Genomic DNA, 25,464 nt, shown 5'->3' on the forward strand with positions numbered 1-25,464 from the left:
CTCATATCAGGAACTTGTTCGCACCTTCCCTAAGTCATGAACAGTTGAGTTCTTGCAAACAGCCAGCGCCGTTGAGATATACTGGGCGCTGGTTTCTTTTGCAAACAGGACTTTATGGAACGCTTCTTTGAAAATGCCATGTACGCCTCCCGCTGGATACTGGCTCCCGTCTATTTTGGCCTTTCGCTGGCACTTATCGCGCTGACGATTAAGTTTTTTCAGGAAATCCTGCATGTTCTGCCGAACATTTTTTCCATTGCCGAAGCGGACCTGATTCTGGTTCTGCTGTCGCTGGTGGATATGACCCTGGTGGGGGGATTGCTGGTGATGGTGATGTTTTCCGGCTACGAGAATTTTGTCTCCCAGCTTGATATCGACGAGCGCAAGGAGAAGCTCAACTGGCTGGGCAAAATGGATGCCTCGTCGCTGAAGAATAAAGTGGCAGCGTCGATTGTGGCGATCTCCTCTATCCACCTGTTGCGCGTGTTTATGGACGCGAAGAATGTCCCGGATAATAAACTGATGTGGTACGTGATTATCCACCTGACGTTTGTGCTGTCGGCGTTTGTGATGGGGTATCTGGATAAGATCAGTAAGAAGTAAAGTGCATATCCCTCTCCCCAGAGGGGAGAGGGCATCAATCTGCACTATTTATCCGACGACGCCTGCCACAGATTCAACTCCCCATCCGCAACATGCTGGTCAATCCGCGTGAGTTCGTCCTCTGTAAAGCGCAGGTTATCCAGCGCCCGGACGTTCTCCTCAAGCTGTTCCGGACGGCTGGCACCAATCAGCACTGACGTCACGCGCGCATCTTTCAGTAACCAGCTCAACGCCATTTGCGCCATGGTCTGGCCACGCGCCTGTGCCATCTCATTGAGCAGACGAAGACTGCTCAGGTTGGCGTCGGTCAGCATCTTCTCTGTCAGCCCGCGCACCTTATGCCCTTCTCGCTGCATGCGTGAACCTTCCGGAATGCCGTTCAGGTATTTCCCGGTCAGCAGACCCTGCGCCAGCGGGGTAAAGGCAATACACCCCGTACCGTTTGCTTCCAGCGCATCCAGCAATCCGGTCTTATCGACCCAGCGGTTAAGCAGGTTATAGGACGGCTGGTGGATGAGCAGTGGGATCTTCCACTCGCGCAGTAACCCGGCCATTTTTTGAGTGCGCTCCGTTGAGTAGGACGAGATCCCGACGTACAGCGCTTTGCCGCTCTGCACGGCGTGAGCCAGCGCTGAGGCCGTCTCTTCCATCGGCGTATTTTCATCCACGCGGTGGGAGTAGAAAATATCAACGTACTCGACCCCCATGCGTTTCAGGCTTTGATCGAGGCTGGCGAGCAGGTATTTGCGTGAACCGCCTGAACCGTACGGCCCCGGCCACATGTCGTAACCGGCTTTAGTGGAGATGATGAGCTCGTCGCGGTACGCGGCAAAGTCCTCTCGCAGCAGGCGGCCAAAGTTCTCCTCTGCGCTCCCTGCCGGTGGGCCGTAGTTGTTGGCAAGATCGAAATGGGTAATGCCGAGATCGAAGGCTTTACGTAGCAGTGCGCGCTGGGCATCGAGAGGCTGGACGTGGCCAAAGCTATGCCACAGACCCAGCGACAGCGCTGGCAGGCGCAGGCCGCTCTTTCCACAATAGCGGTACTGCATGTTCTCGTAGCGGTCAGGGGAAGGGTGCCAGGACATGATGTCTCCTTTCTTATTTAATGAATTTTCGAAACAGCGTTTTTATTCTGCGTTTATCAAATCATAAATTGTTCACAGAAGCGATGACAGGGTTTAACCCCTTCATATTGAAAGGTAATAATTAACCCTGGCTGTGCGACCTGTGAAGCCGCGCTAATTAAAAATAATCACAAAAGGTTATAATTTCCGCGCTGCCTGCCGATAAAGAGAGGAGTACTCGCCTCTGGGCGAATTCACCCTCACGGCAAGGAAATATTATGAATATGCTACGTAATTTCACGATCCGCTTCGTCATGCTGACGATTCTCGGGATCTTTTGTTTAATGTGGGCGGGCGTTGGGCTGTACAGCACCTGGTCTTTGTCACGCGTTTCAGAGGGCAATGAAGTTGATCGCCATCTGGTGAAACAGATGACGGTACTGAGCCAGGGCAACGATCAGTATTTCCGCTTCGTGACCCGCCTGAGCCGCGCAATGGAAGTCAAAGCCGCTGGCGGCACGCCCGATTTGTCCTCCGCCCAACAGGCGCTGGATAACATGGGCAAGAAACTGGCCGAGATGAAAGCGATGTCACCCGGCCCGATGGATGAGGCGATCGCATCCCGGGTGATCGACTCCTGGCAGGCGCTGCTCGACCAGGGCGTGACGCCGCAAATGGCGCAGGCGAAGCAGGGGGCTCTGGAAGGCTACCGCCAGCAGGCCAACAACGTCACGCCACCGCTGAGCCGTGCGTTCGGTGCGGCTGCCGAGGCGTTCAACACTGCCGCCGCGAATACGCTCGACAGTACCCGCGTGGTGGTGGACGGCCTGACCAGTATGACCCGCACGGTGATTATCGTCGCCACGATTATCGGTCTGCTGATTCTGCTCTTTACCGACCGTTACCTGGTGGCGATGCTGGTAAAACCGCTGGAGCGTATCCGCCAGCAGTTCCGCCAGATTGCCCAGGGCGATCTCAGCCAGCCCATTGCGCCGTTCGGCCGCAACTGTGTGGGACAACTGGTTCCCCTGCTGAGTGCCATGCAGGACAGCCTGCGTGAAGCCGTCAGTACGATTCGCTCGGGCAGTGAAAATATCTGGCGCGGGGCGACGGAAATCTCCAGCGGCAATAACGATCTCTCTTCGCGTACCGAAGAGCAGGCTGCCGCACTGGAAGAGACGGCGGCCAGCATGGAACAGCTGACCGCCACCGTGAAACTGAACGCGGAAAGCGCGCGTCAGGCCAGCCAGCTTGCCGATGTGGCTTCAACCACTGCCAGCCGCGGCGGTTCGCTGGTGGAAGAGGTGGTTACCACCATGAGCGGTATTTCCGAAAGCTCGAAGAAAATTGCTGAAATCACCAACGTCATCAACAGTATTGCCTTCCAGACCAATATCCTGGCGCTCAACGCAGCCGTTGAAGCGGCACGCGCGGGCGAGCAGGGCCGCGGTTTCGCCGTCGTCGCGGGGGAAGTCCGTAATCTGGCAAGCCGCAGCGCCAACGCGGCCAAGGAAATTGAGGGGCTGATTGCTGATTCGGTTAATCGCGTAGAACAGGGGGCACAGCTGGTGGGCGACACGGGCACGACCATGGATGCCATCTTACGCGACGTGACGGAAGTGACGACCATTATGAAGCAAATCGCTTCCGCTTCTGAAGAGCAAAGCAAGGGCATTTCGCAGGTCGGGATTGCCATTACGCAGATGGACGGCGTCACCCAGCAAAACGCCTCGCTGGTGGAGGAGGTTTCCGCGGCAGCCGCCGCGCTGGAACGTCAGACCGAAGAGCTTCAGCGTTCGGTGCAAAAGTTCCGCCTGACGGCATAACACAACGTTACAAGGCCGCCTGATGCGGCCTTGTATTATCGTTTAACCCTGCTGTTGCAATTCGGGAAATCGGATATCCCGTTGCAGATGCCACTTCTGCGATACGCTTAAATGAGGGGTTCCCGTTTGGTGAGAGTGATTTATAAAGTGATTCGCGAGAAATGCCAGCACGTTTTGCAATAACAGTCATCCCGCCAGAGGCTTCGATCACATGCCGTAAGGCGAGCATGAACGCCTCATAGCCTCCGGGCTCGTCAATTTCAATGAAAGCCTGGTGAAGATAGACGGGCGCGAAATCCGGAGAATCTTTCAGGAGTTGTACCATTGCGTCATCATGAAGTGCTGATTTAGCCATTGCGATTTCCTCTTATATTCTGCGCTTGTAGTCGTTGAGGTACTCAACGGCCCTTTCAATGTCTGCATTTTGCTTTTTTTTCGTTCCAGTCAATAGCACCAGACATACTGCGCCATCTGCCGGATCGGAGACTTCACTAAAATAGACACGATAACCGGGTCCCCGGTGAATTCTGAGCTCTGAAACACTCTCTCTGCATGGTTTGCAATCGCCATAGTTACCCGTCGACATTCTGGCGACACGCGTGGCAATCATGGCTTTTGCTATGGGATCTTTCAAACTTCGCAGATATGCATCAAAAGGATCATATCCATCAGCTGTAATGTAGTGTTTAACGTTAGCCATTATTGTAGCCTGTAGTTTACGATAAGCAAAGCATTGTAATCTTCAGGCTACGACAGGCAATTGTTTGCATCGTAATAACTGAGTGGGAAGATAATTTTCAGAAAGCGGATCGCAAAAACGAGAGATTTGGCAGGGGGGGATTATTGAACAACGCTGTGGCCGGGCAAAACGCAGCGCTGCCCGGCAATGCTTATCAATGGGTCGCTTCGCCAATCAGTGCACCCGTGCCCGCACCCACGGCCGCTCCTTTCAGCACACTCTTGCCCGTCACGGCAGCCGCTCCTGCGCCAACGACGGCACCCACGGCCCCCCCCTTACGTGCGTCTTTACCTTTTTCGCCGTTTTTGAACATGGCACCTGTACCTGCGCCAACAACGGCACCGCCGACGGTGGATTTCAGATCTTTGCCTGTGGCCGCGCCAATGGCGGCGCCCGCTACCGCGCCAGCGGCGGTTTTGTCGATGGCCATTCCCGAGGTGGAAAAAAGGAGAGCGCTGATGACCAGCGTTGTTTTAAGAAGTTTCATAACAGATCCTTTGTGACTGCTGTCGGTTGATACGTCGTTTCTCACATCTGCGCGAGAAAAACGGCCAGATAGTGCCAGCAATTGCGGCTCAACCTTTAGGCTAATCATGCCCCTGGCAAGGATCTCATCTGCCGGGCGGTGGCCCGCCCGGCAAAGCATTACGCCTGACGCTTGTCTTCCGTGTTGGTATCGAAGTCGCTCGCCGCGTGGCGTTCGTGCAGTTGCTCGTTCAGCTCGCCGCTGGTGCGGTTAACGATGCGTCCACGCTTCACGGCATGGCGGTTCGCCACGTCTTTCGCCCAACGCTGGACGTTGGTGTACTTTTCGGCATCCAGGAACTCGGCGGCGTTATAGACGCTACCCAGGGCCACGCAGCCAAACCATGGCCAGATCGCCATATCCGCGATGGTGTACTCCTCGCCCGCCACGTAACGGCCGCGCGCCAGCTGTTTATCCAGCACGTCGAACAGGCGTTTGGCTTCCATGGTAAAGCGATCGATCGCGTACTCAATTTTCACTGGCGCGTAGTTGTAGAAGTGACCAAAACCGCCGCCCAGGAATGGCGCCGCGCCCTGCAGCCAGAACAACCAGTTCAGCGTTTCGGTGCGTCCCGCCGGATCTTTCGGCAGGAAGTGACCAAATTTCTCTGCCAGATAGAGCAGGATATTGCCGGATTCAAAGACGCGCGTTGGTGGGGTCGTGGAGTGATCCCGCAGCGCCGGTATTTTCGAGTTCGGGTTCACTTCAACGAACCCGCTGGAGAACTGATCGCCCTCGCCGATGCGGATCAACCAGGCGTCATACTCCGCGCCCGTCACGCCCAGCGCCAGCAGCTCTTCAAGCATGATGGTCACTTTCTGGCCGTTAGGTGTTCCCAGCGAATAAAGTTGCAGCGGATGGGAGCCCACGGGGAGATCTTTCTCATGCGTCGCGCCCGAAATCGGGCGGTTAATATTGGCGAACGCGCCGCCGCCGTTCTTTTTCCATTCCCACACTTTCGGTGGCTGATAGGTGTTTTCGTCTGACATGTTGGCCTGCCTCTTTGGTGTTGTGTTGAGGCAGTTTAGCAGGTGGCAGGGGAACCGTTTAACGATGCGAGCGTAATGGACAGGGCAGGTGTATGATAATTCCACCTCTGTCAGGTTAATTACAACGTGCAGACGACAACCCTTCAAAAAATTGCCGCCTGCCTGTTTTAGGTTGGATACATGCGTAAAGGAAAGTTAAGCAGTGATGCGCCATTCGGGACGTTGTTAGGCTATGCGCCGGGTGGTGTGGCGATTTACTCCTCAAATTACGGCAGTCTGGACCCGCGAAAATACCCGGAAGATGCGGATTTTCGCAGTTATATCGGCAACGAATACATGGGCCACAAATGGCAGTGTGTTGAGTTTGCCCGCCGTTTCCTGTTCCTCAACTATGGTTTCGTGTTTACCGACGTCGGCATGGCGTGGGAGATCTTCTCCCTGCGCTTTTTGCGTCAGGTAGTGAACGATAACATTCTGCCCCTTCAGGCGTTTGCCAATGGCTCGAAGCGTGCGCCGCGCGCCGGGGCGCTGCTGATCTGGCAAAAGGGCGGAGAGTTTCATGAGACCGGCCACGTGGCGGTAATCACCCAGCTTCTGGACGACAAGGTGCGCATTGCAGAGCAGAACGTCCTGCACTCCCCGCTGCCGCTCGGGCAGCAGTGGACGCGCGAGCTGCGGCTGAGCGTGGAGAACGGATGTTACACAATCCATGACACCTTCAGCGACACGGAAATTCTCGGCTGGATGATCCAGACCGACGACACGGAACACAGCATTCCCCAGCCGGAAATCGACGGCGAACTGCTGAAAATTCGCGGTGCGCGGCTGAAAAACAAACGTCAGTTCGACGGAAAATGGCTCAACGAAAATGACGCGCTGCAGCAGGCGTATATCCGCGCGAACGGTCATGTGATCAATAAAGATCCCTGCCAGTACTTCACCATCACCGAAAGCGCCGAGCAGGAGCTGATCAAGGCCACCAACGAACTGCACCTGATGTACCTGCACGCGACGGACAAGGTGCTGAAAGATGACAATTTGCTGGCGCTTTTCGACATTCCAAAAATCCTCTGGCCGCGCCTGCGCCTCTCCTGGCAGTGGCGTCGTCACCATATGATCACCGGCCGTATGGATTTTTGCATGGATGAGCGCGGGATTAAGGTCTACGAGTACAATGCCGACTCCGCGTCCTGCCATACCGAGGGCGGGTTGATTCTCGAAGAGTGGGTGAAAAACGGTTATCGCGGCCACGGTCATAACCCGGCAGAAGGGTTGCTGGAAGAGCTGACCGGCGCGTGGAAACACAGCCACGCGCGTCCGTTCGTGCACATCATGCAGGACAACGATGTCGAAGAGGATTATCACGCGCTCTTTATTCAGCGTTCACTGCTGCAGGCCGGGTTTGAAACCAAAATTCTGCACGGGCTGGGGGCGCTGAGCTGGGATGCTGCCGGGCAGCTGATTGACGACGAAGGTCGCCACGTCAACTGCGTGTGGAAAACCTGGGCGTGGGAAACGGCGATAGAGCAAATCCGCGAGGTCAGCGAAACCGAATATGCCGCCGTGCCGATTCGGACCGGACATCCCGAGGGTGAAGTGCGCCTGATCGACGTCCTGCTGCGTCCGGAAGTGCTGGTCTTTGAGCCGCTGTGGACGGTGATACCGGGTAACAAAGCCATTCTGCCGGTACTGTGGCAGCTTTTCCCGAACCACCGTTACCTGCTCGACACCGATTTTGAGGTTAACGACCTGCTGAAACAGACCGGTTATGCCGTCAAGCCGATTGCCGGACGCTGCGGCAGCAATATCGATCTCATTAGCGCCCAGGACGAACTGCTGGATAAATCCAGCGGCAAGTTTATCGATCGCAAAAACATTTACCAGCAGCTGTGGTGCCTGCCAAACGTTGACGGCAAGTACATTCAGGTCTGCACCTTTACCGTCGGCGGGAACTACGGCGGCACCTGTCTGCGCGGAGATGACTCGCTGGTGGTGAAGAAAGAGAGCGATATTGAACCGCTGATTGTGGTGAAGGATAAGTAACTCAGAACCGCTCGAAATAGCTCCCCGCAGACCATTCTGCGGGGACGTTTCTTCACTCTTCTTCCTCGTCCTGTTGACTGATCTTTAGATCAATAATACGGCCAATCCGATCGTGATAGACCGTCAGCAGGTTGTACTGGCTCATCTCGGAGATGATCTGTGGTGAGACATTAAAGCTGCGGGCCAGCTCCTCCTGGTGAAAATAGCCCGGCTGACGCCGTCTTACATGCGTGCGGCGGCGGTTGTACTGATACCACAAAATCAGCAGCCATCCGTTAAGCGCGGCGAACAGCAAATAGATCAACACCGTATTAAAGGAGGCAAGAATGACGCTCCACCGGTGTTCACTCTCTTCGGTTAACTGCATCCACAGCCTGGCATACAGGAAAAACAGAAATCCTCCCCACGCCACCAGAGTTAACGCGGCATCGAAAAGACGTGGGAACAGCCGATGTTCAGTCAAAATTAAGGTATTTTCGTTCATTGAATGCTTCCTTTTCCCCGGTCCGGACTGATCCAGCGCGCGCGGGCACGCTGACGTTTAAGCATGACTTTCGGAAACGCGACGAGGGTAGTGAACAGGCCAATCATCCAGTACACCATCGGGAACCAAATCACCCAGAAAAGCGAGCTTGCCACCTTCTGCTCGTATCGTCGCTCGATGAACAAACTGACCAGGAACTGCAGCAGGCACATGACGCCCAACAGCAGACCGGTGAACGCGGGTGGGAACAGGGTCTCAACGGTCAGCCTGGCGGGAATCGGCGCGACCTGGCTGATAATGAACAGCAGTACCGTCATCGCGTAAGCGAACGCCCACAGCGTGGACAGCGCGTACTCCAGAAACAGGGGCCACATGCGATGATGTTCCCAGCGCACAACCTTGCGAAGGTTGACCAGAAAAACCTCCGCGCCGCCCTGAGCCCAGCGCAGGCGCTGTTTCCACAGGCCTTTGAGCGTCTCCGGCATCAGTATCCAGCACAGCGCCCGCGGCTCGAAAAAGATGTCCCAGTGGCGCAGCTGAAGCTTCCAGCTTATGTCGATGTCTTCCGTGATCATATCCGGGCTCCAGTACCCGACATCCGCCAGCGCCTGGCGGCGAAAGGCGGCGATGACGCCGGACACGGTAAAGACCCGGCCATAGATCCGCTGCGTGCGTTTGATAAGGCCAATAATGGACGAGAACTCGCCCACCTGAATGCGCCCAATCAGCGAGGATCGCGTGCGAATGCGTGGATTGCCGGTGACCGCGCCGACGTGAGGATACTGAATCAGCGGGGCTACCAGATAAACCGCAGTGTCGCGGTCGAGCAGGGCGTCGCCATCAATGCAGACCAGCAGATCGCCCCGGGCTGCCGCGGCACCCGCTTTTAGCGCGACGGCTTTTCCCTGATTTTCCGCGAGGTTAATTACCCGCAGGCGCGGCTGCTCCTGCGCCAGCTGCTGCAGCACGTCCGCCGTGTTATCAGAAGAGCCATCGTTAATGGCGATAACCTCTATGTTCTTATACCGCTGATCCAGCGCGGCGCTGATGGTCTCTCTGGCGTTCCTTTCCTCATTGAAACAGGGGATCAGAATGGAAATAAGCGGCTCGCCAGCGAGCGAGGGTGGTGGGGTCTCTTTATCCCACGACCAGTGGCGTTCAAGCTGAAACCAGAAATAGAGTCCGCCGGTGACCCAGAGCACGGACATGAACAGCGGCCAGAAGAACACAAAATCCAGAATCAGTTCGCCGGTAAAAAGGGCGGCCACGCCTAAAGGCAACCCGAATACCAGACACAAAATAGAAAAAGCGATGATGCGATCAGTCATTGTCAGGGTACCAGTAGGAAGAAAATTCAGGCCTGATGCGGGAGATATCAGGCTGGTTGTTGATGAAATCGTCGGGGTAGTAGCCGTAGTTTTTGACGCCGTTCAGCTGGAGAACGCGCATCCACTGGACAAGCTGTTTATCGGAAACGGCACGCTGCGGTTTTTGCTCCCAGTCTCTGGCCTGCAGTTCGAAAATGGTTTTATCGAGCGCGCCGGGACGAGCGGCGACCACGTTAACCAGACGCGTCAGCCAGGCGTCGCTTTCGTTCGCCGGAACGGACTCCATCAGCGGCATGGCCATCGGCACCGTCCAGTCATAGGCCGCCAGAAAATCATCAAGATTCTGTGCAAACCAGGCTTCGCTTTCAGGCTCCAGGATGGGTAAGACGAACATATTGCGTGCGGTTTTGATCTGCGGTCCCCGGATGTGCTTCACCGCCTGGCCCAGCGCACGGGTAAAGCCCATCAGCAGACGGCTTTTCTGACGCGTTGTGTCCTGAGCGGCGTCTTGTCCGGCATCGTCAACGTCCGTCAGCACCGCATCGTCATGGAACAAAATCCCATTGAAGGTGCTATAGCGGGCCAGATCTTCATAGATGTCCGTCACCTGCTGGCGAACCTGCGGGTTCCACGGGGAGAGCCGGATATAAGGTTCAGTGGCCTCGTGCAGCTGGCCCGTTTGACGATCCCGACGCTGCACGCGCGGCAGGGAGGGATCGAGATCGAACGAGAGCACCGGCATCCACGCGAAGACTTTCACCCCCGCACGGGTCTGGAGCTGCCAGGAGACAAAATTGAACAGATCGGCGCGGACCGGAAGCCGACGGTTGGGGAAATAGAGCGCTTTGATCCGGCCATCGCCCTGCGGGTCGGCAAACGCCTGCAGGAAAACATGGCTGATTTTCATGTCGTAGACTCGCTGGATCAGCCTGTTGATATTTTGGGTTTGCTGGGCCGGATCGGGATCGTAAACGTAGTCGAGGTCGACGTGCATGACGCGAACGGGATCGTGTTCCTGGATCTGGCTGACCGTACTGGCAAAGGTTTTTAGCGAAGGATTACCGGCGATCAGCAGACGGGGAATGTTGCCAGGGTCATTTACGTCCCCCAGACCGTCTTCCAGCGTAAAGGCCAGCTGGTAACCCTGTTGTCTGGCGATGGCGAGCGACGTACCGTTGGCGGCACCGTAAGGCCAGACCCAGGCGCGCGGTGCTTTGCCCGTCACCTGCGTGATTTTCTCGGTCACTTTACGCACGTCGTCGCCGATCCGCTGGCTAAACTGCCGATCGGTTTCATAGCGGCCCGTCGCCTTATCGTAAAAGCGATTGGCGATGGCAGGCTCGCGGCTTCCCTGAGGGTTAGCCACGATACCGTAATGGGAGGCCCAGGTATGTGAGCCGATCTCAATCAGCGGAGACTGGCTGAGCTCGCGCACCATGTCCCACGTTGCGAAGCGATCGCGGGGCGTCATCAGACCACCAAAATTGACCTTTTGATTTGCTGGCGTGTCCACCCAACTGCCTACTGGTGCCCAAAGGGCAGGGACGTTCCAGGCCTGAAGCAGTGGCCAGACGCGGGTATAAAAGCTGCTGTAGCCGTCGTCAAAACTGAGCAAAACGGCTTTCGGCGGCAGCGTTTTTTTTCCGTCATGGGCATCCAGAATGTCCTGCACGCTGATGGCGTGATAGCCGTTATGCAAAAGCCAGCTTATTTGCTCGTTTAACGCGCTGGTGCGAACGGAGAGGTAACGCTGATCGGCGGCATCATCTTCGACGTCGTGGTAGGCCAGCACCAGAAATCGATTCGTTGGCCAGGGCTTGCTCGCCTCCAGCTGGGGTCTCTCTTTGGGGGCAATAAACGGGAGTGCCTGGGCGCAAATGCTCGCGCTGAGGCAGAACCAGCCGATGAGTATCACACTCACGGAAAAACGTATGTTCAGCATATTCATCCTTAAAAGCGTAAAGTCGCATCAAACGTGACGGAGAGATTGCTCTCGCGCTTGCCGTCGTAAGGGCGTTTATCCCAGTTCAGCATCACGCCGGTATCGATGACGTTGTTCCACTGGATGCGTTGTCCGTAGCCCAGCAGGGTGATGGCCCCGGCGGACTGGTTTTTCTGCCAGTAGCTGCCGCCGCCTGCCACGAACTGCTGGCTCCAGAGGGTGTCGTAATGGCGATACATCTCATGATCGACGGACAGAGCGGCCGTTACGGACAGATCCCGCGCCGGGTTGTAATAGAGCGTGTCCCGCAGGCTGTTTTTACTGGCGGCGATCCCCGGTTCGAGATCCAGCGTCAGGGACGGGGTTTGCCAGAGACGCTCCTTACCCGTAAGGGTGTATTCCTGACGGCGGTTGTGGTCTGAGAAGCGGCTGACGGCGGCGCTAAACTGATACTCACGTCGCTCGTTTTGATACCAGCGCACGCCGCCTTCCCCCCGGTTGGCGCTAATCCCGTTGCGTAATGCCCGTAAGGGCGTGGTGCGAGCTACGCGTTCAAGGCTGCCGCTGAGCTGCCAGTTATCGGTGAGAAAGTAAGTTGTGGAAAGGCGAGCCCCCGGCTTGTTCGCGCCGTGATAGAGGTTACTGGAAAGCTCGGCTTCGAGCTGGAGGTCACGAGGCCGCCATTCCACGCCGCCCAGGAGGTGGCGGCTGGTGCCTTTGCCTTCATCGAAATTACCCTCTGCATAGCGGGTGCCGGCAAACAGCCGCCAGTTATCCGCAACTGGCGGGCCATAGATCGTGGCGTCCCAGTTCAGGTCGTGCGTACCGCTGACGGGGTTATCGGAGTGCAAACCCTTGCTCGCATTGAGGCGAAGCTCGGACATATGATGAACCGTTCTGAGCCTGTCCAGACGACGGGCACTGCGATCGACCGGTGCGCGAGCAAGCACGTCGTCGGCCAGTAAATCCATCTCTTGCCACTCCTGTAGATCCATGGCGACGTAAGCCTGCTGCTGCTCAAGCTCCAGATTTGATGGCTCCAGTGCCTCCGCCATTTTCAGCTTCTGCTCGGCCGCACGCGGCAGGCCCCGCGCCTGTAGCAAAGTGGCGTAGTCAATCTGCAATCCCTGGTTGCCCGGCGCCGTTGTCGCCAGACGCTGAGATAGCTTTTCGGCTTCAGGCAGGGCGTGGGTCGCCAGCAGATAGTTAAAACGGAGAGACTGCCCGGTGAGCCATCGATCGTTCGGCTGAGGGGTAGGGGAACCGAAATCGTAGCGGGTCCAGGGGACGTTACGGGTCTGGCGCTCTACATACTGGCGGGCGGCCCGATACTGCCCGGTATCCAGCCAGGCGTAGAAAAGCGCGTGCTCATCGTCCTGCGGATCGGCGGCATATTGCGGATAGCGTTGCAGAAGCGAGAAGGCGGCATCGGCGTTTTTCTCCTGAAGATACGCGGAGATAACCCAGCCGATTGCCCAGTCCGGCACCGGGTGCTGCGCTGCCATAAGATCCTGATACTCGCTGATGACCCGCGGATAATCAGCATGGGCGTACAGCGCGCCGAGCCGGTCTATACGCGCAAGGATGACATCTTCCGCCGCCTGCGGCTCGCTTTTCCAGCGAGAAAGCAGAACGTCGTAACGATTCAGCGCAGATTGCGCAAGCTGCAGGCGCTCCTTTTCTGTTCTGCCTGGCACATCGGCAAGGCGAACCCTTTCGGCGGCGGCGTTACGCTCAAGACGGCGACGCTCCGCCGGGTACAGCGGCACCCGCTGTGAAAGTACGAGCGCGGGGGTATTCACGCGGTTATCCGTCAGGGCGTCGACAAGCTCGCTGAGCAGGACATTATTCTCTGGCGCGGTAGCCAGTGCGCGCGTGTCCACCAGAAGCCGATCCCAGCTTTTTCCCTGGCGTAACCAGACATACGAGAGCGTCCGAAGATGCGCCTGAGTGGGGTTTTGGGTGACCAGCTGCCGGGCTTCCTGCAGCGCGAGTGCATCCATGCGGGCATCGGCCAGGGTTTTGATATAGCCGATACGATAATCATCGTTATTCGGCGCAAGGCTGCACGCCTCTTTCCAGAGCGATAAGGCTGGCTGCCACGCTTTTTGATTTCTCCTGGCCTGGGCAACGGCAGCAACGCCGCGAGCGGGCAGCGGCATATAAATGCCATAACGCTGCCAGACCTCAATCACCTCATCATCATGACCTGCCCAGGATGCCACCTGTAACCAGTCTGCGACCTGTTCAGGCGTCAGGGCGTGCTGTTGCTGATAATGCTGCAGATAATCAAGAAACGGCGTGTAATTACCGTTACGCGCCTGTTGAATCTGTTGTTCATAAACGGATTCCGTTGCCTGAACCAGAACAGGAAAGAGTAATAACAGTAACAATAATCCTGGGGTGCGATAAAAGAATAACGTATTGAAGCGAAGCGATCTTTCCATATCTATTTGCCATTTGTTTATCATGAATCCATTGCATAACACGGCTGCCTTTTAACTGTGCGTTAAAGGCGATAAATGAGAACATTAAATCTGAATGCAGTAACGTTATGGGGTACTTACTAAAAGGTAATTATGGATCCTTATCTCGGTGGATTGGGTAAACGGTAATGTACACCTGATATGTTGCCGGATAAATATGGTGAATAGAGGCTGGGTGGTTTTGAGATAATTCTGTAGTGAGCGGTTTTTTATGATTATATTGAAGGGGCTTTGTATTTATAACATTATGATATTTAAGTGTTTTATTTTTATTGTGACAAATTTGTTTATATTTTTAATGAGGCCTGGAAGCATCAATTAAAGTACTTTCTTGTGCATGTTTGGGAAGTTTCATGACAAAAATTCTTAATGTTTAGCGAAGTGTCTTTTCTGAGATTGTTTTTTTATTTATAATTAATGTCAGACATTGAATGATGGTCTACAGGAAGTCTTACTCATCAATGTGTGTATTGAGGGATGTTCAAAGCCAGAATACATTTGTCGTTAATATAACAGCGCTATAAAACGAAGGCGGCCTTCTCTCGGAAGGAGCGTTCTTGCTTTAATCTAAAAGGGATGGTTAGTGGCAACTTCAATAGTGTTAGTGACTCAGGATCGCTATCTTGTCAGGGGCATGAGGCTTTTTTTTCCAGATATTATCCTGCTCGACTCGATTGACAGAAACATATTTGATAATGGTGCCGACGAATACTCTGTATTGATTGATAGTCGTTCTCCGCTCCGTTTATATGATTACCTGATACGCCATCCGGCCAGAACAAGGAAAACGATCTGCTGCGTTATGCTGGATATGCGACATCGCGAAGAGAATCTACTCAGTATGAAGTTGTTTATGAACACGTCGCTCACCGCGCCGGATATGGCGTCGCTGTTTAATCTGGTGCTCAATATGAAGGGCAGGCGTCTGACAACCAAATGGCTGCTTAACTTACGGCTTAGCACGCACGAGGCGATCATGCTGCGGTTGCTGAGGGCAGGGATGTCGATGGAAGCCGTTGCCGATGAGCTGAATACGTCGGTGAAAAGCCTCTACCGCAAACGAACGGCGCTTTCGGAACGGCTGGGGGCGGAGAACTTCAATGAGGCGTGTTTGTTTATCTTTAAAAATAAACTGCTGGATGTGATTGGGAACGATCCCTAGATTGAAAAGAGATCAAAAGCAAAAACCCGCCTTTTGGGCGGGTTCTTTAAATAGTGGTGCCCGGACTCAGAATCGAACCAAGGACACGGGGATTTTCAATCCCACCCTGACTCTGCGCAGTTTTCAACGCCAGCCACGCCGCCAGGTCCGGGCAGTGGGTGACCAGACGGCCTTCTTCGCGCCAGTGTTGCAGCAGATCTGAGGAACAGGATTTATCGGTACCGTTGTAGCGGACAAGGTGCCCTGACAGGCAGGCGCTAAGCAGGATTATATCTTTGATGGGCATGGGAGATACCTTTGATAAGGTGCGTAGTAACGCGCTTATCTCGATACCGGCGGATATAAGGTGGCAGAAAATGAGCGGGTGGCGGTTGGATTTTGGGGAGAGGAAACGCGTATTATAATGAAAAACGAACAGTATCTTCTGCTCTTTAACCCCGTTTCTGAACTGCCAGAGGCTAAGCCATGTGTTTTATCCTCAGCGGGTGATACCAGAAGGGGACTCCTGGAAGTGATTGAAAAATTTAAAAGGACGTTAGAAATGAATAAATATCTGTCTGGTCTGTGTGTTGTTTCTTTTTTTTATTTTTCTTCAATAGGTTACGCGCACTCTGCGGGGCTAAATAAAGTTCAGGTTAGTATCAAACCCAGCAGCGCTAATGGAGGATATATCCCGGTAATTTCTGATGCAGATGAAATCGAGCCTTCTGATTTCAGGGAGTCGGACCTACGGGAGATGCAGGATAGCCTGAGGAAGATGAAGTCCGACAACCGCAAAGTCGATGAGCTAACTCAGAAGGTTTTACAGCTTGAGAGAAAGAATTCTGAGCAGGAGAGTAAGATCGAGCGATTGCAAAGAAGCCTTGATGACATGAAGCGGAGCAACGACAACCTTTCAAATCAGGTCAGCAATTTATCCGGCAAAATTAAGTGATAAAAAAGAGCCACCGCCTGTATTAACTTATCGGGCTATTAGCGTAAGCGTGCCTGCATTAAAGCCACGCTTATCAGCGCACAGAAATCGGCCGTAGCCATAAAGCAAAAACCCAGCCATAGGCTGGGTTTTCTAAATAGTGGTGCCCGGACTCGGAATCGAACCAAGGACACGGGGATTTTCAATCCCCTGCTCTACCGACTGAGCTATCCGGGCAACGGGGCGCATTAAACCTGATCTGCTTCCTGCCGTCAACGAAAAATGTTGTTTTCGTTACGGACTGCGCAATCTCTCGCCATTTCGCCGCACTCTTAAGCGAAAAAGCGCGTCCAGAGCGCTGAGAGCGGCATGGCGATCAGCAGCGCGGGCAGCATATTCACCACGGCAAACATCTTAATCCCGCAGATGCGTAACCCGGTCGCCAGCAACAGCAGGCCGCCGACGGCAGTAAAGTCCGCCATCATTGCCGGCGTAGTCAGCGGGAGTATCAGCGCGGCGCAGGTGGCGAGAGCCAGCTGAATCAGCAGCATCGGGACGCAAATTGCCGCGACGGCGATACCGAGCGTGGTGGCAAAAATGGTGGCGGTGAAGAAATCGAGAAACGCTTTCGCAATTAATATGCTCGGATCGCCCGTCATCCCTTCCTGCATCGAACCGAAAATCCCGGTGCCGCTGGCACAAAACAGAATAATGATCGCAACGTAGTTCTGAATAAACGACTCGTGCGAACCGTTTTTCGCCTTACCGGGTCGGGCAATCAGGTTTTTGGCTTTGCCTACCGCGTTATTGATGCCCTTTTCCAGATAGCAAAATTCGCCAATCAGTGCGCCGAGCAGCGTTGCCAGCACCATGACGGGCAGGTTGGCGCATTTGATGACTAAAAGGATGCCGATGCCCAGCGAGGCCAGGCCAAAAATAGACGGCATGGAGGTACGAATACGCTCCGGTAGCCGCTGGCTTACCACGCCGCCAAGTATGCCGCCCAGCAGCACTGCGCCGGCGTTGATAAAGGGTCCAATTACCACCGCTAACTCCTGTTACTTAATCATTGGTATTGCATGATTATGACACGCAAAGCGGGCATTACGCTTAGCTTTGGAAGGTTTTGTGCATATTGATTCCTTCTTGCACCTCAAAATAAAAGGTGACATTATTGCGCGAATTTTCTCCTCCCTGTCTCACCGTTCGGTGAGGGTAACTAGCGCCTATGAAAACCATGAAAATTGCCGTCAGCCGCGAGCTGCTCTCCACTGTCTCAACCCACCGTGAAAAGGTGACGCTGGATAACACGGATTTTACCGATGTGGCGGCAGTCGTCATGACAACTGCTGAAAGTCGCAGCGGTATTCTCGCGTTGCTGAAACGCACGGGCTTTCAGTTACCGGTGTTTATTTTCTCGCAGGAGCAAACGGACGTGCCTGACGGTGCTACCGCGGTCATCTCGGGGAAAGCGCAGGAGTTTCTGGAACTGGAGACTGCTGCCAGCCGTTACGAAGAGAATCTGTTGCCGCCGTTTTTCGACACCCTGAGCCAGTACGTGGAGATGGGTAACAGCACCTTCGCCTGTCCTGGTCACCAGCACGGGGCGTTTTTCAAAAAGCATCCGGCGGGACGACAGTTCTTTGATTTCTTCGGTGAGAACGTGTTTCGTGCCGACATGTGCAATGCTGACGTAAAACTCGGGGATTTACTGATCCACGAAGGGTCCGCCAAGCATGCGCAAAAGTTCGCGGCGAAAGTGTTCAATGCCGATAAAACCTACTTCGTGCTGAACGGCACGTCGGCGGCCAACAAGGTGGTGACCAACGCGCTTCTGACCCGCGGCGACCTGGTGCTGTTCGATCGCAATAACCATAAATCTAACCACCACGGGGCGCTGATTCAGGCAGGGGCCACGCCGGTGTATCTTGAGGCAGCGCGTAATCCATTTGGCTTTATTGGCGGGATTGACGAGCACTGTTTTGATGACGCGTACCTTCGCGATCTTATCCGCGAGGCTGCGCCGGAGAAAGCCGACGAGGCGCGTCCGTTCCGCCTGGCGATCATCCAGCTTGGCACCTATGACGGCACGATCTACAACGCCCGTCAGGTGATCGACAAGATCGGCCATCTGTGTGATTACATCCTGTTTGACTCTGCCTGGGTGGGCTACGAGCAATTTATTCCGATGATGGCGGAAACGTCTCCGCTGTTGCTGGAGCTGAACGAGAACGATCCTGGCATTTTTGTGACCCAGTCGGTGCATAAGCAGCAGGCCGGGTTCTCGCAAACGTCGCAGATCCATAAAAAGGATAACCACATTCGTGGCCAGGCGCGGTTTTGCCCCCATAAGCGGCTGAACAATGCGTTTATGCTGCACGCCTCCACCAGCCCGTTTTATCCGCTGTTTGCAGCGCTGGATGTGAATGCCAAAATTCATGAAGGCGAGAGTGGGCGCAGGTTGTGGGCGGAGTGTGTTGAGCTGGGCATTGAGGCGCGCAAGGCGATCATTGCCAACTGCCATATGATTAAGCCGTTTATCCCGCCGGTGGTGGCGGGGCGGCCGTGGCAGGATCATCCGACGCACGCCATTGCCAGCGAGCGCCGCTTCTTCAGCTTCGAGCCGGGGGCGAAATGGCACGGGTTTGCGGGTTATGCCCGCGAGCAGTACTTTGTCGACCCGTGCAAGCTGCTGCTGACCACGCCGGGTATTGATGCGGAAACCGGGGAATATACCGGGTTCGGCATTCCGGCGACCATTCTTGCGCACTACCTGCGCGAAAACGGCATCGTGCCGGAGAAATGCGATCTCAACTCAATCCTGTTCCTGCTGACGCCAGCTGAAAGCAGCGAGAAGCTGGCGCAGCTGGTGGCAATGCTGGGACAGTTCGAGCAGCATATTGAAGACGATACGCCGCTGGCGGACGTACTGCCGACCATCTACCAGAAATACCCGGTGCGCTACCGGGATTACACCCTCCGCCAGTTGTGTCAGGAGATGCACGATCTTTATGTCAGCTTTGACGTAAAAGATCTGCAGAAGGCGATGTTCCGCAAAGAAAGCCTGCCTGAGGTGGTGATGAATCCACAGGATGCGAACCAGGCCTACATTCGCGGTAACGTGGAGCTGGTGCGCATACGGGATGCCGCAGGGCGCATTGCTGCCGAAGGGGCGCTGCCCTATCCGCCTGGCGTGCTGTGCGTGGTGCCGGGTGAAGTCTGGGGCGGGGCGGTACAGCGTTACTTCCTGGCGCTGGAAGAGGGCATCAACCTGCTGCCGGGCTTCTCGCCGGAGCTGCAGGGGGTATACAGCGAGAAGGATGCGGACGGGATTAAACGGCTGTATGGGTATGTGTTGAGGTAGTGCGGGCTGCTGCCCTCACCCTAACCCTCTCCCACAGGGAGAGGGAACGTTTCATCAAACCGCACTACGCTTGTACATCCTCCTTGGATGCCCAATCTTCCCGTACAGCATCTCCACGCTCAGAAACCCCGCCTCCACGCAGTGCTCCAGATAGCGCCGGGTAGTGGTTTTACTCAACCCCGTTTCGCTCACCACCTCATCCACGGTAAAGCAGTGCGTCGCCTTGTCGTTGAACAGCGCCTGCACCCGGGCCAGCGTATTCTCCTCAATCCCTTTGCTGCCGTTGTCCTGGCGGTAGTTCTTCGCCTGGAGTTGATACAGTGAGTCGACGTTTTGCTGATCGACAATCTTCCAGACGCGCTGCTGTTCAGCAAATTGCACAAAGCGCTCCAGCGACTGGCTGAGGCGCTTCCAGGAAACTGGCTTGAGGATATAGTCAAACGCGCCGTTGCGGATGGCCTGGCTGCAGGTGTCCATATCGCTGGCGGCGGTGATGAAAATCACCGAGCAGTTGGCGCGGGTCAGCATCGGGTTACTGATAAGGGTGATGCCTTTGCCGTCCGGCAGATAGTTATCCAGCAGCATCAGCTGAGGCTGTTTACGCTCAAGCTGTATCTGCGCGTCGGCCAGTGACGAGGCAATCCCCACCAGTCTCAGACGCGGGTGTTTGCTGACGAGCTCCGCGTGCAGCTGTGCCAGTTCGTTCTCGTCTTCAACAATCAGTACGTCGATAAGTTCATGTTGCATAGTCGGTGTCTTCCAGTTGCCGGACGGTTCCCGAGGCCGGGATAAACAGTGAGAAAATGGCGCCGCGTGGGGTATTATCGGCAACTTCTATCGCGCCGCCAGCCTGCGTAACGTAGCTTTCGATCAGATACAGACCAATCCCATGATCGCCGCGTGTTTTGGTGGTGATGCCGCGTTCAAAGATCCGCTCACGGATCTCCGGTTTAATGCCTACGCCCTGGTCGGCGACTTCAATAATCAGCTCCTGCTCGCTGAGTTTTATCAGGACTTCCACCGGCGCATGGGGAAGCGGCGAGCGCTGTGTTGCTTCGATGGCGTTATCAAGCAGGTTACCAATAATCGAAATCAACTCTTGCTCCCCAAGCGGCAGGAACGGCTTATCCAGCCGACAGGCCGGGTCGAAACTCAGCTCGACGCCTTTTTCCCGCGCGCGGGCGGCTTTTCCCAGCAGCAGGCCACACAGGGTGGGGGAACTGAAGCGCGACGAGATAAAGTCCAGCAGCTCCTGGGCGTGTTCCGACTGCGCCTGTATGTAGCCAATCGCCTCCTCATAGCGGCCCATATGCAGCAGGCCGGAGAGGGTGGTCATCCGGTTTAACTGCTCGTGGCGCATAATGCGCAGGTTATCGACATAGCGTTTTACCTGGCTGAGCTGGGCGCTCAGGGAGTCGATTTCGTTGCGATCGCGGAAGGTGATCACCCAGCCCTGCAGCGAGCCCTCAAGCATGATGTGAACCCGGCTGGCAATCACCGTGAGATCGTTAAAACGGCAAATCTCATCGTGGGTATCTTTAGCCAGCATCGTCTGGGTGTCGAAGAACGGGACCGGATCGATCACCTGGCTTATCAACTGTCCGCGCAGTTCACGCGCCGGCTGGCTCAGCCCCAGCAGTTTGCGCGCCGCCTGGTTGATCACTTCTATGCGCCGCTCGTTATCAATGGCAATCACCCCTTCGTAGATAGATTCCATCATCGCCTTTTGCTGACGTACCAGCAGGCCGATTTCTCGCGGTTCGAGGGAGAAGATCTGCTTCTTTATACTGCGGGTAAAGAACCAGGAGAAGATAAAGAGGGCCAAAAGCAGCAGCACGGCGGCAATCAGGATATTGACCACTTTACTGACGGTAATGGTATCCAGGTAGCTGGTGAGATAGCCCACGGAAACAATGCCAACCACCTGCCCGGCATCGTTGAAGATAGGGGCTTTACTGCGCAGCGAAATACCCAGTCCGCCTTTACGGATGGTTGTCGTGCTTTTCCCCTGCAGGACAGCTTCATTGTCGCCGCCAACCAGCGTCGTGCCCACTCTGTCGGCAAAGACGGAATGAAAAAGGTGCTTTCCCGTGTTATCCCCAATGGCAATAAAGCTGGCATCGCTATGGGCAGCCATTTTCTGCATAAAATCATGGATCGCGGTGATATCTTTTTGTTCAACTTCATTGCGTAATGACGGAATAAGCGCAATCTCCTCCGCCTGTATTTTTGCGCGCGCACTCATTTCCTGATAAAGCTGCTTACCGACATCGGCATAATAATATCCGCCCAGCAACGCAAAAAGCACTGAGAAAAAGGCAACCAGCGAAATAAACAACTTAATCTGGAAAGAGACTTTCATAACTATCACGCAAGGTAGCGACAAAGATCGCCAATATATCATCTTTTTTTCTATGGCCGCCTGCGCTTTGCCGAAAACTTGTGATCCCTTGCACAGCGGGCGCTGTAAAAGATTTATCCTGAGGGCTTACCTCGTTCAGGCTATATGAATAAATGTTATTTGTTTGTTCAATTCAGAAAAGAAACCATAAAAACCACGATAATAAATAAGGCATAAATCACATTAAATAAAAGAAACCATTAAAACCATAGTGGCCATTAAAACTTCGCTTTTAATATGTCATCCCTCACATAAAGTAAGCCTTTGTGACTCTAAGCTGAACGCACAAAATAACCAAGGGGCTTATTATGAGCACAACTGACGATTCTTTCTCTGTTACCCACGAACCGATTGAAATTCAGCGACCCTCGCTCAAAGAGCGTTGGTGGCATATTATGGATACCTGGAAAATCGGGATTATCCCTCTGCCGCTGTTTGTTCTGGCGGGCGCACTGATTGCGATTGATTGTCTGGGCGGAAAGCTGCCGAGCGACATCGTGGTGATGGTAGCGACCCTGGCCTTCTTCGGCTTTGCCTGCGGTGAGTTTGGCAAGCGCCTGCCGATTGTCGGCAAGCTCGGTGCGGCGGCGATTTGCGCCACCTTTATCCCTTCCGCGCTGGTCTATTACGGCCTGCTGCCGGATGTGGTGGTCGAGTCCACCACGAAGTTCTATAAATCCACCAATATTCTCTATCTCTACATCTGCTGCATTATCGTCGGCAGCATCATGAGCATGAACCGCACGGTGCTGATTCAGGGCTTCCTGCGCATCTTCTTCCCGATGCTGTGCGGTGAAATTGTCGGCATGCTGGTGGGGATGGGCGTTGGTCTCGCGCTGGGCCTGGAGCCGTTCCAGATCTTCTTCTTTATCATTCTGCCCATTATGGCGGGGGGTGTCGGGGAAGGCGCAATTCCGCTTTCCATCGGTTATGCCACCCTGCTGCACATGGACCAGGGCGTAGCGCTCGGCCGCGTGCTGCCGATGGTGATGCTCGGCGGTCTGACCGCGATCATTATCTCCGGTTGCCTGAACCAGCTTGGTAAGCGCTACCCGCACCTGACCGGTGAAGGCCAGCTGATGCCTAACCGCGCCAATGCCGATACCACCGTCTCTCAGCCTGCGTTCTCTGGTAAAGCGGACGTGACCACAATCGCCTCTGGCGCCCTGCTGGCGGTGCTGCTCTACATGCTGGGCATGCTCGGCCACAAGCTCATTGGCCTGCCAGCCCCGGTCGGCATGCTGTTTATGGCGGTGCTGGTGAAGCTCTGCAACGGCGCCTCTCCGCGCCTGCTGGAAGGCTCACAGGTCGTCTACAAATTCTTCCAGACTTCCGTGACCTACCCCATCCTCTTCGCCGTCGGCGTGGCTATCACCCCGTGGCACGAACTGGTGGCGGCGTTCACCGTCAGCAACCTGCTGGTGATTGTCAGCACCGTTTCTGCGCTGGTGGCGACCGGCTTCTTCGTCGGCAAAAAGATCGGTATGCATCCGATTGATGTCGCCATCGTCTCCTGCTGCCAGAGCGGGCAGGGCGGTACCGGCGACGTGGCGATCCTGACCGCAGGCAACCGCATGAGCCTGATGCCGTTCGCCCAGATTGCTACCCGTATCGGCGGAGCGATTAACGTCTCTATCTCTCTGCTGATTCTGGGCAACTTCCTCGTTTAAGTTTTCAGGAAAGAACAATGAAACTCGCAAGCTTTTTATACCAGGGAAAACGCAGCTACGGCATCGTCCAGGCCGACGGCGTGATTGATTTAGGCCGCCGTCTCGGCGACCGCTACAGCGACCTCAAGGCGCTGCTGCAGGGCAACGGGCTGGCGCAGGCCACCCGCTACCTGAACGACGCGGTGGACGTGCCGATGAGCGCTATCACCTTCTTACCGGTGATTGAGCAGCCGGAAAAAATCCTCTGCGTGGGCATGAACTACGCCGACAAGCGCAAGGAGTTTGACCAGCATAACCCGGCCCCGACGCTGTTTGTCCGCTTCCCGGATTCACAGACCGGCCATAACGAACCGGTGCTGAAGCCGCGCCACTCCAGTGAATTCGACTACGAAGGCGAGCTGGCGGTGATCATCGGCAAAGGTGGGGAGAACATCAGCCGCGACGACGCGCTGCGCCACGTGGCGGGCTACAGCTGCTACATGGACGGCTCCGCCCGTGACTGGCAGCACACCTGGTTTACAGCCGGAAAAAACTGGCGTCAGACCGGCGCGTTTGGCCCCTGGATGGCGACGGCGGATGAGATCCCGGATCCGCACCAGCTGGCAATCCGCACCTGGCTGAACGGCCGCATGGTGCAGGAAGACAACACCAGCAGCATGATCCACAAGGTTGCGGAGCTGATCGAGTACATCAGCATCTTCACCCGCCTCAGCCCGGGCGATGTGATCATCACCGGATCCCCGGGCGGGGTGGGGAAAAAGCGTAACCCGCCGCTGTTTATGAAAGAGGGCGATCGCATTGAGGTGGAGATCGAGCATATCGGCCATCTGAGCAACGTGATCGTGGAAGCGCCCGCCGTCGGGCTTGCGGCAGCACACTGAGTAAAACGGCATGAACAGTCAACCCATCGATTTTCGCCACACTCTGGTGGCGAAGCATCCGGAACGCTTAAGCCAGATCCGCTACCTGCTGGCAGACAGCGGCCTTGGCCTGGACAACGACATCACGCTGTTTGTCGAAGCCTGGTCCGGCTCGCAGCTGGTGGGTTGCGCAGGGCTTGCCGCCAACGTCATCAAATGCGTGGCGGTCAACGAGCAGCTTCGCGGCGAGAACCTCAGCGCGCGGCTGCTGGCTGAGGTGGAAAATGCGGCGCTGGAGCGCGGCCATTTTCACCTCTTCCTCTGCACCCGTCCGTGCAACCGGGAGCGCTTTGCCCGCAGTGGCTTCTGGCCGATTGCCCAGAGCGGAAACAACGCGGTGCTGATGGAGAACACCCCGCAGGGGATCGAACGCTACTGCCGTTCACTGCGCGCGAAGCGCAAAAGCGGGGAGAACATTGGCGCGATAGTGATGAACGCCAATCCCTTCACCCTCGGCCATCGCCATCTGGTGGAGCAGGCGGCGCAGCAGTGCGATGCGCTGCATCTCTTCGTGGTGCGTGAAGATGCGTCGTTCTTCCCGTTTAGCGCGCGCATTGAGATGGTGCGGGCGGGCGTGGCGCATCTGCCGAACGTGGTGGTGCATGAAGGCTCGCAGTACATCATCTCCCGCGCCACCTTCCCGGCCTACTTCCTGAAGGAGACCGGCAAAGTGCAGCAGGCGTGGAGTGAAATCGACGTGCTGATTTTCCGGGACTTTATTGCCCCGGCGCTGGGCATCACCCACCGCTTCATCGGCTCGGAGCCCTTTTGCGACATCACCCGGCAGTACAACCAGACGCTGCACGACCTGCTGGCCTCGCATATTGAGGTGGTGGAAATGCCGCGCATCAAGGCCACCGGCAACGCCATTTCCGCGTCCGAAGTGCGCCGTTTACTCAAGACACAGCAGTTTTCCCGGATCCGGGAGATTGTCCCGGACTCCACCTTCGCGCATCTCGAAACGCATTACCGTGCGAGTGCCGAAGTCGCATAACTACCAGGAA

22 protein-coding genes and 1 tRNA gene are annotated in these 25,464 nt (G+C 55.5%); 9 read left to right on the plus strand and 14 right to left on the minus strand.

What is annotated here, in order from left to right; all coding sequences use genetic code 11:
- The first annotated feature begins 114 nt into the window (after window positions 1–114).
- On the plus strand, window positions 115–603 hold the full coding sequence (locus tag ACOTXR_RS23045; protein ID WP_014171606.1) for a TIGR00645 family protein: 489 nt from the start codon (window positions 115–117) through the stop codon (window positions 601–603).
- Between the two features lie 44 nt (window positions 604–647).
- Here the strand turns inward: ACOTXR_RS23045 and ACOTXR_RS23050 are convergent, their stop codons facing one another.
- Complete coding sequence (locus tag ACOTXR_RS23050) at window positions 648–1,688, minus strand: aldo/keto reductase (protein ID WP_023331302.1); 1,041 nt, start codon at window positions 1,686–1,688, stop codon at window positions 648–650.
- A gap of 257 nt (window positions 1,689–1,945) precedes the next feature.
- Between ACOTXR_RS23050 and ACOTXR_RS23055 the strand changes: the two genes are divergently transcribed.
- Complete coding sequence (locus ACOTXR_RS23055) at window positions 1,946–3,493, plus strand: methyl-accepting chemotaxis protein (RefSeq protein ID WP_149410128.1); 1,548 nt, start codon at window positions 1,946–1,948, stop codon at window positions 3,491–3,493.
- Window positions 3,494–3,500: 7 nt separating this feature from the next.
- Here ACOTXR_RS23055 and ACOTXR_RS23060 read toward each other — a convergent pair whose 3' ends face one another.
- The 4 genes from ACOTXR_RS23060 to yghU form a co-directional block, all read right to left on the minus strand.
- The gene (locus ACOTXR_RS23060; RefSeq protein ID WP_045268661.1) at window positions 3,501–3,848 is read right to left on the minus strand and encodes a DNA-binding protein; all 348 of its coding nucleotides are present in this window, start codon (window positions 3,846–3,848) and stop codon (window positions 3,501–3,503) included.
- 12 nt (window positions 3,849–3,860) lie between these two features.
- Window positions 3,861–4,193, minus strand: a complete 333-nt coding sequence (locus tag ACOTXR_RS23065; RefSeq protein WP_058689869.1) for a type II toxin-antitoxin system RelE/ParE family toxin — start codon at window positions 4,191–4,193, stop codon at window positions 3,861–3,863.
- A gap of 193 nt (window positions 4,194–4,386) precedes the next feature.
- The gene (locus tag ACOTXR_RS23070; protein WP_023337792.1) at window positions 4,387–4,719 is read right to left on the minus strand and encodes a YMGG-like glycine zipper-containing protein; all 333 of its coding nucleotides are present in this window, start codon (window positions 4,717–4,719) and stop codon (window positions 4,387–4,389) included.
- Window positions 4,720–4,877: 158 nt separating this feature from the next.
- Window positions 4,878–5,747 carry a glutathione-dependent disulfide-bond oxidoreductase gene (yghU, locus tag ACOTXR_RS23075; RefSeq protein ID WP_014885224.1) on the minus strand — a complete coding sequence of 290 codons (870 nt, stop codon included), beginning with the start codon at window positions 5,745–5,747 and terminating at the stop codon, window positions 4,878–4,880.
- 180 nt (window positions 5,748–5,927) lie between these two features.
- On the opposite strand from yghU, the gene gss reads away from it, so the two are divergent.
- Window positions 5,928–7,790 carry a bifunctional glutathionylspermidine amidase/synthase gene (gss, locus tag ACOTXR_RS23080; RefSeq protein WP_023331301.1) on the plus strand — a complete coding sequence of 621 codons (1,863 nt, stop codon included), beginning with the start codon at window positions 5,928–5,930 and terminating at the stop codon, window positions 7,788–7,790.
- Window positions 7,791–7,842: 52 nt separating this feature from the next.
- On the opposite strand, the gene pgaD is transcribed toward gss, so the two are convergent.
- Genes pgaD through pgaA form a run of 4 tightly spaced genes read right to left on the minus strand, consistent with a single transcriptional unit; the run spans window position 7,843 to window position 13,991 of the window.
- Complete coding sequence (pgaD, locus tag ACOTXR_RS23085; protein WP_058689868.1) at window positions 7,843–8,274, minus strand: poly-beta-1,6-N-acetyl-D-glucosamine biosynthesis protein PgaD; 432 nt, start codon at window positions 8,272–8,274, stop codon at window positions 7,843–7,845.
- Complete coding sequence (pgaC, locus tag ACOTXR_RS23090; protein WP_058689867.1) at window positions 8,271–9,602, minus strand: poly-beta-1,6-N-acetyl-D-glucosamine synthase; 1,332 nt, start codon at window positions 9,600–9,602, stop codon at window positions 8,271–8,273. The genes pgaD and pgaC overlap by 4 nt, the downstream gene beginning before the upstream one ends.
- A complete protein-coding gene (pgaB, locus tag ACOTXR_RS23095) occupies window positions 9,595–11,544 on the minus strand; it encodes a poly-beta-1,6-N-acetyl-D-glucosamine N-deacetylase PgaB (protein WP_058689866.1) in 1,950 nt (649 codons plus the stop codon). The genes pgaC and pgaB overlap by 8 nt, the downstream gene beginning before the upstream one ends.
- An 8-nt stretch (window positions 11,545–11,552) precedes the next feature.
- On the minus strand, window positions 11,553–13,991 hold the full coding sequence (gene pgaA / locus ACOTXR_RS23100) for a poly-beta-1,6 N-acetyl-D-glucosamine export porin PgaA (protein ID WP_222834710.1): 2,439 nt from the start codon (window positions 13,989–13,991) through the stop codon (window positions 11,553–11,555).
- 673 nt (window positions 13,992–14,664) lie between these two features.
- Here pgaA and ACOTXR_RS23105 point away from each other — a divergent pair.
- Window positions 14,665–15,192, plus strand: coding sequence for a helix-turn-helix domain-containing protein (locus ACOTXR_RS23105; RefSeq protein ID WP_045134821.1), 528 nt, complete (start codon window positions 14,665–14,667; stop codon window positions 15,190–15,192).
- A gap of 46 nt (window positions 15,193–15,238) precedes the next feature.
- Here the strand turns inward: ACOTXR_RS23105 and ACOTXR_RS23110 are convergent, their stop codons facing one another.
- A complete protein-coding gene (locus tag ACOTXR_RS23110; RefSeq protein ID WP_023337788.1) occupies window positions 15,239–15,478 on the minus strand; it encodes a DUF523 domain-containing protein in 240 nt (79 codons plus the stop codon).
- Between the two features lie 60 nt (window positions 15,479–15,538).
- Between ACOTXR_RS23110 and ACOTXR_RS23115 the strand changes: the two genes are divergently transcribed.
- The gene (locus ACOTXR_RS23115; RefSeq protein ID WP_226856248.1) at window positions 15,539–16,126 is read left to right on the plus strand and encodes a hypothetical protein; all 588 of its coding nucleotides are present in this window, start codon (window positions 15,539–15,541) and stop codon (window positions 16,124–16,126) included.
- Between the two features lie 140 nt (window positions 16,127–16,266).
- On the opposite strand, the gene ACOTXR_RS23120 is transcribed toward ACOTXR_RS23115, so the two are convergent.
- Window positions 16,267–16,342, minus strand: a tRNA-Phe gene (locus ACOTXR_RS23120).
- A gap of 95 nt (window positions 16,343–16,437) precedes the next feature.
- Window positions 16,438–17,151, minus strand: coding sequence for a DUF554 domain-containing protein (locus tag ACOTXR_RS23125; RefSeq protein WP_058689864.1), 714 nt, complete (start codon window positions 17,149–17,151; stop codon window positions 16,438–16,440).
- Window positions 17,152–17,333: 182 nt separating this feature from the next.
- Here ACOTXR_RS23125 and ACOTXR_RS23130 point away from each other — a divergent pair, with 182 nt between their 5' ends.
- Window positions 17,334–19,469 carry an ornithine decarboxylase gene (locus tag ACOTXR_RS23130; protein ID WP_058689863.1) on the plus strand — a complete coding sequence of 712 codons (2,136 nt, stop codon included), beginning with the start codon at window positions 17,334–17,336 and terminating at the stop codon, window positions 19,467–19,469.
- A gap of 54 nt (window positions 19,470–19,523) precedes the next feature.
- On the opposite strand, the gene ACOTXR_RS23135 is transcribed toward ACOTXR_RS23130, so the two are convergent.
- Both ACOTXR_RS23135 and ACOTXR_RS23140 read right to left on the minus strand, forming a co-directional pair.
- Window positions 19,524–20,216 carry a response regulator gene (locus tag ACOTXR_RS23135; RefSeq protein ID WP_222834709.1) on the minus strand — a complete coding sequence of 231 codons (693 nt, stop codon included), beginning with the start codon at window positions 20,214–20,216 and terminating at the stop codon, window positions 19,524–19,526.
- The gene (locus ACOTXR_RS23140) at window positions 20,206–21,831 is read right to left on the minus strand and encodes an ATP-binding protein (RefSeq protein WP_421767121.1); all 1,626 of its coding nucleotides are present in this window, start codon (window positions 21,829–21,831) and stop codon (window positions 20,206–20,208) included. The genes ACOTXR_RS23135 and ACOTXR_RS23140 overlap by 11 nt, the downstream gene beginning before the upstream one ends.
- Before the next feature lie 347 nt (window positions 21,832–22,178).
- Between ACOTXR_RS23140 and ACOTXR_RS23145 the strand changes: the two genes are divergently transcribed.
- Genes ACOTXR_RS23145 through citC form a run of 3 tightly spaced genes read left to right on the plus strand, consistent with a single transcriptional unit; the run spans window position 22,179 to window position 25,454 of the window.
- On the plus strand, window positions 22,179–23,540 hold the full coding sequence (locus ACOTXR_RS23145; RefSeq protein WP_222834708.1) for a 2-hydroxycarboxylate transporter family protein: 1,362 nt from the start codon (window positions 22,179–22,181) through the stop codon (window positions 23,538–23,540).
- Between the two features lie 17 nt (window positions 23,541–23,557).
- Window positions 23,558–24,421 carry a fumarylacetoacetate hydrolase family protein gene (locus tag ACOTXR_RS23150; protein WP_058689861.1) on the plus strand — a complete coding sequence of 288 codons (864 nt, stop codon included), beginning with the start codon at window positions 23,558–23,560 and terminating at the stop codon, window positions 24,419–24,421.
- A gap of 10 nt (window positions 24,422–24,431) precedes the next feature.
- Window positions 24,432–25,454 (plus strand): [citrate (pro-3S)-lyase] ligase, encoded by a 1,023-nt coding sequence (gene citC / locus ACOTXR_RS23155; RefSeq protein WP_014885208.1) that lies wholly within the window; start codon window positions 24,432–24,434, stop codon window positions 25,452–25,454.
- The last annotated feature ends 10 nt before the right edge of the window (window positions 25,455–25,464 follow it).

The organism is Enterobacter cloacae complex sp. IR53030 (genome assembly GCF_049238365.1).
Classification (GTDB): Bacteria; Pseudomonadota; Gammaproteobacteria; order Enterobacterales; family Enterobacteriaceae; genus Enterobacter; species Enterobacter kobei.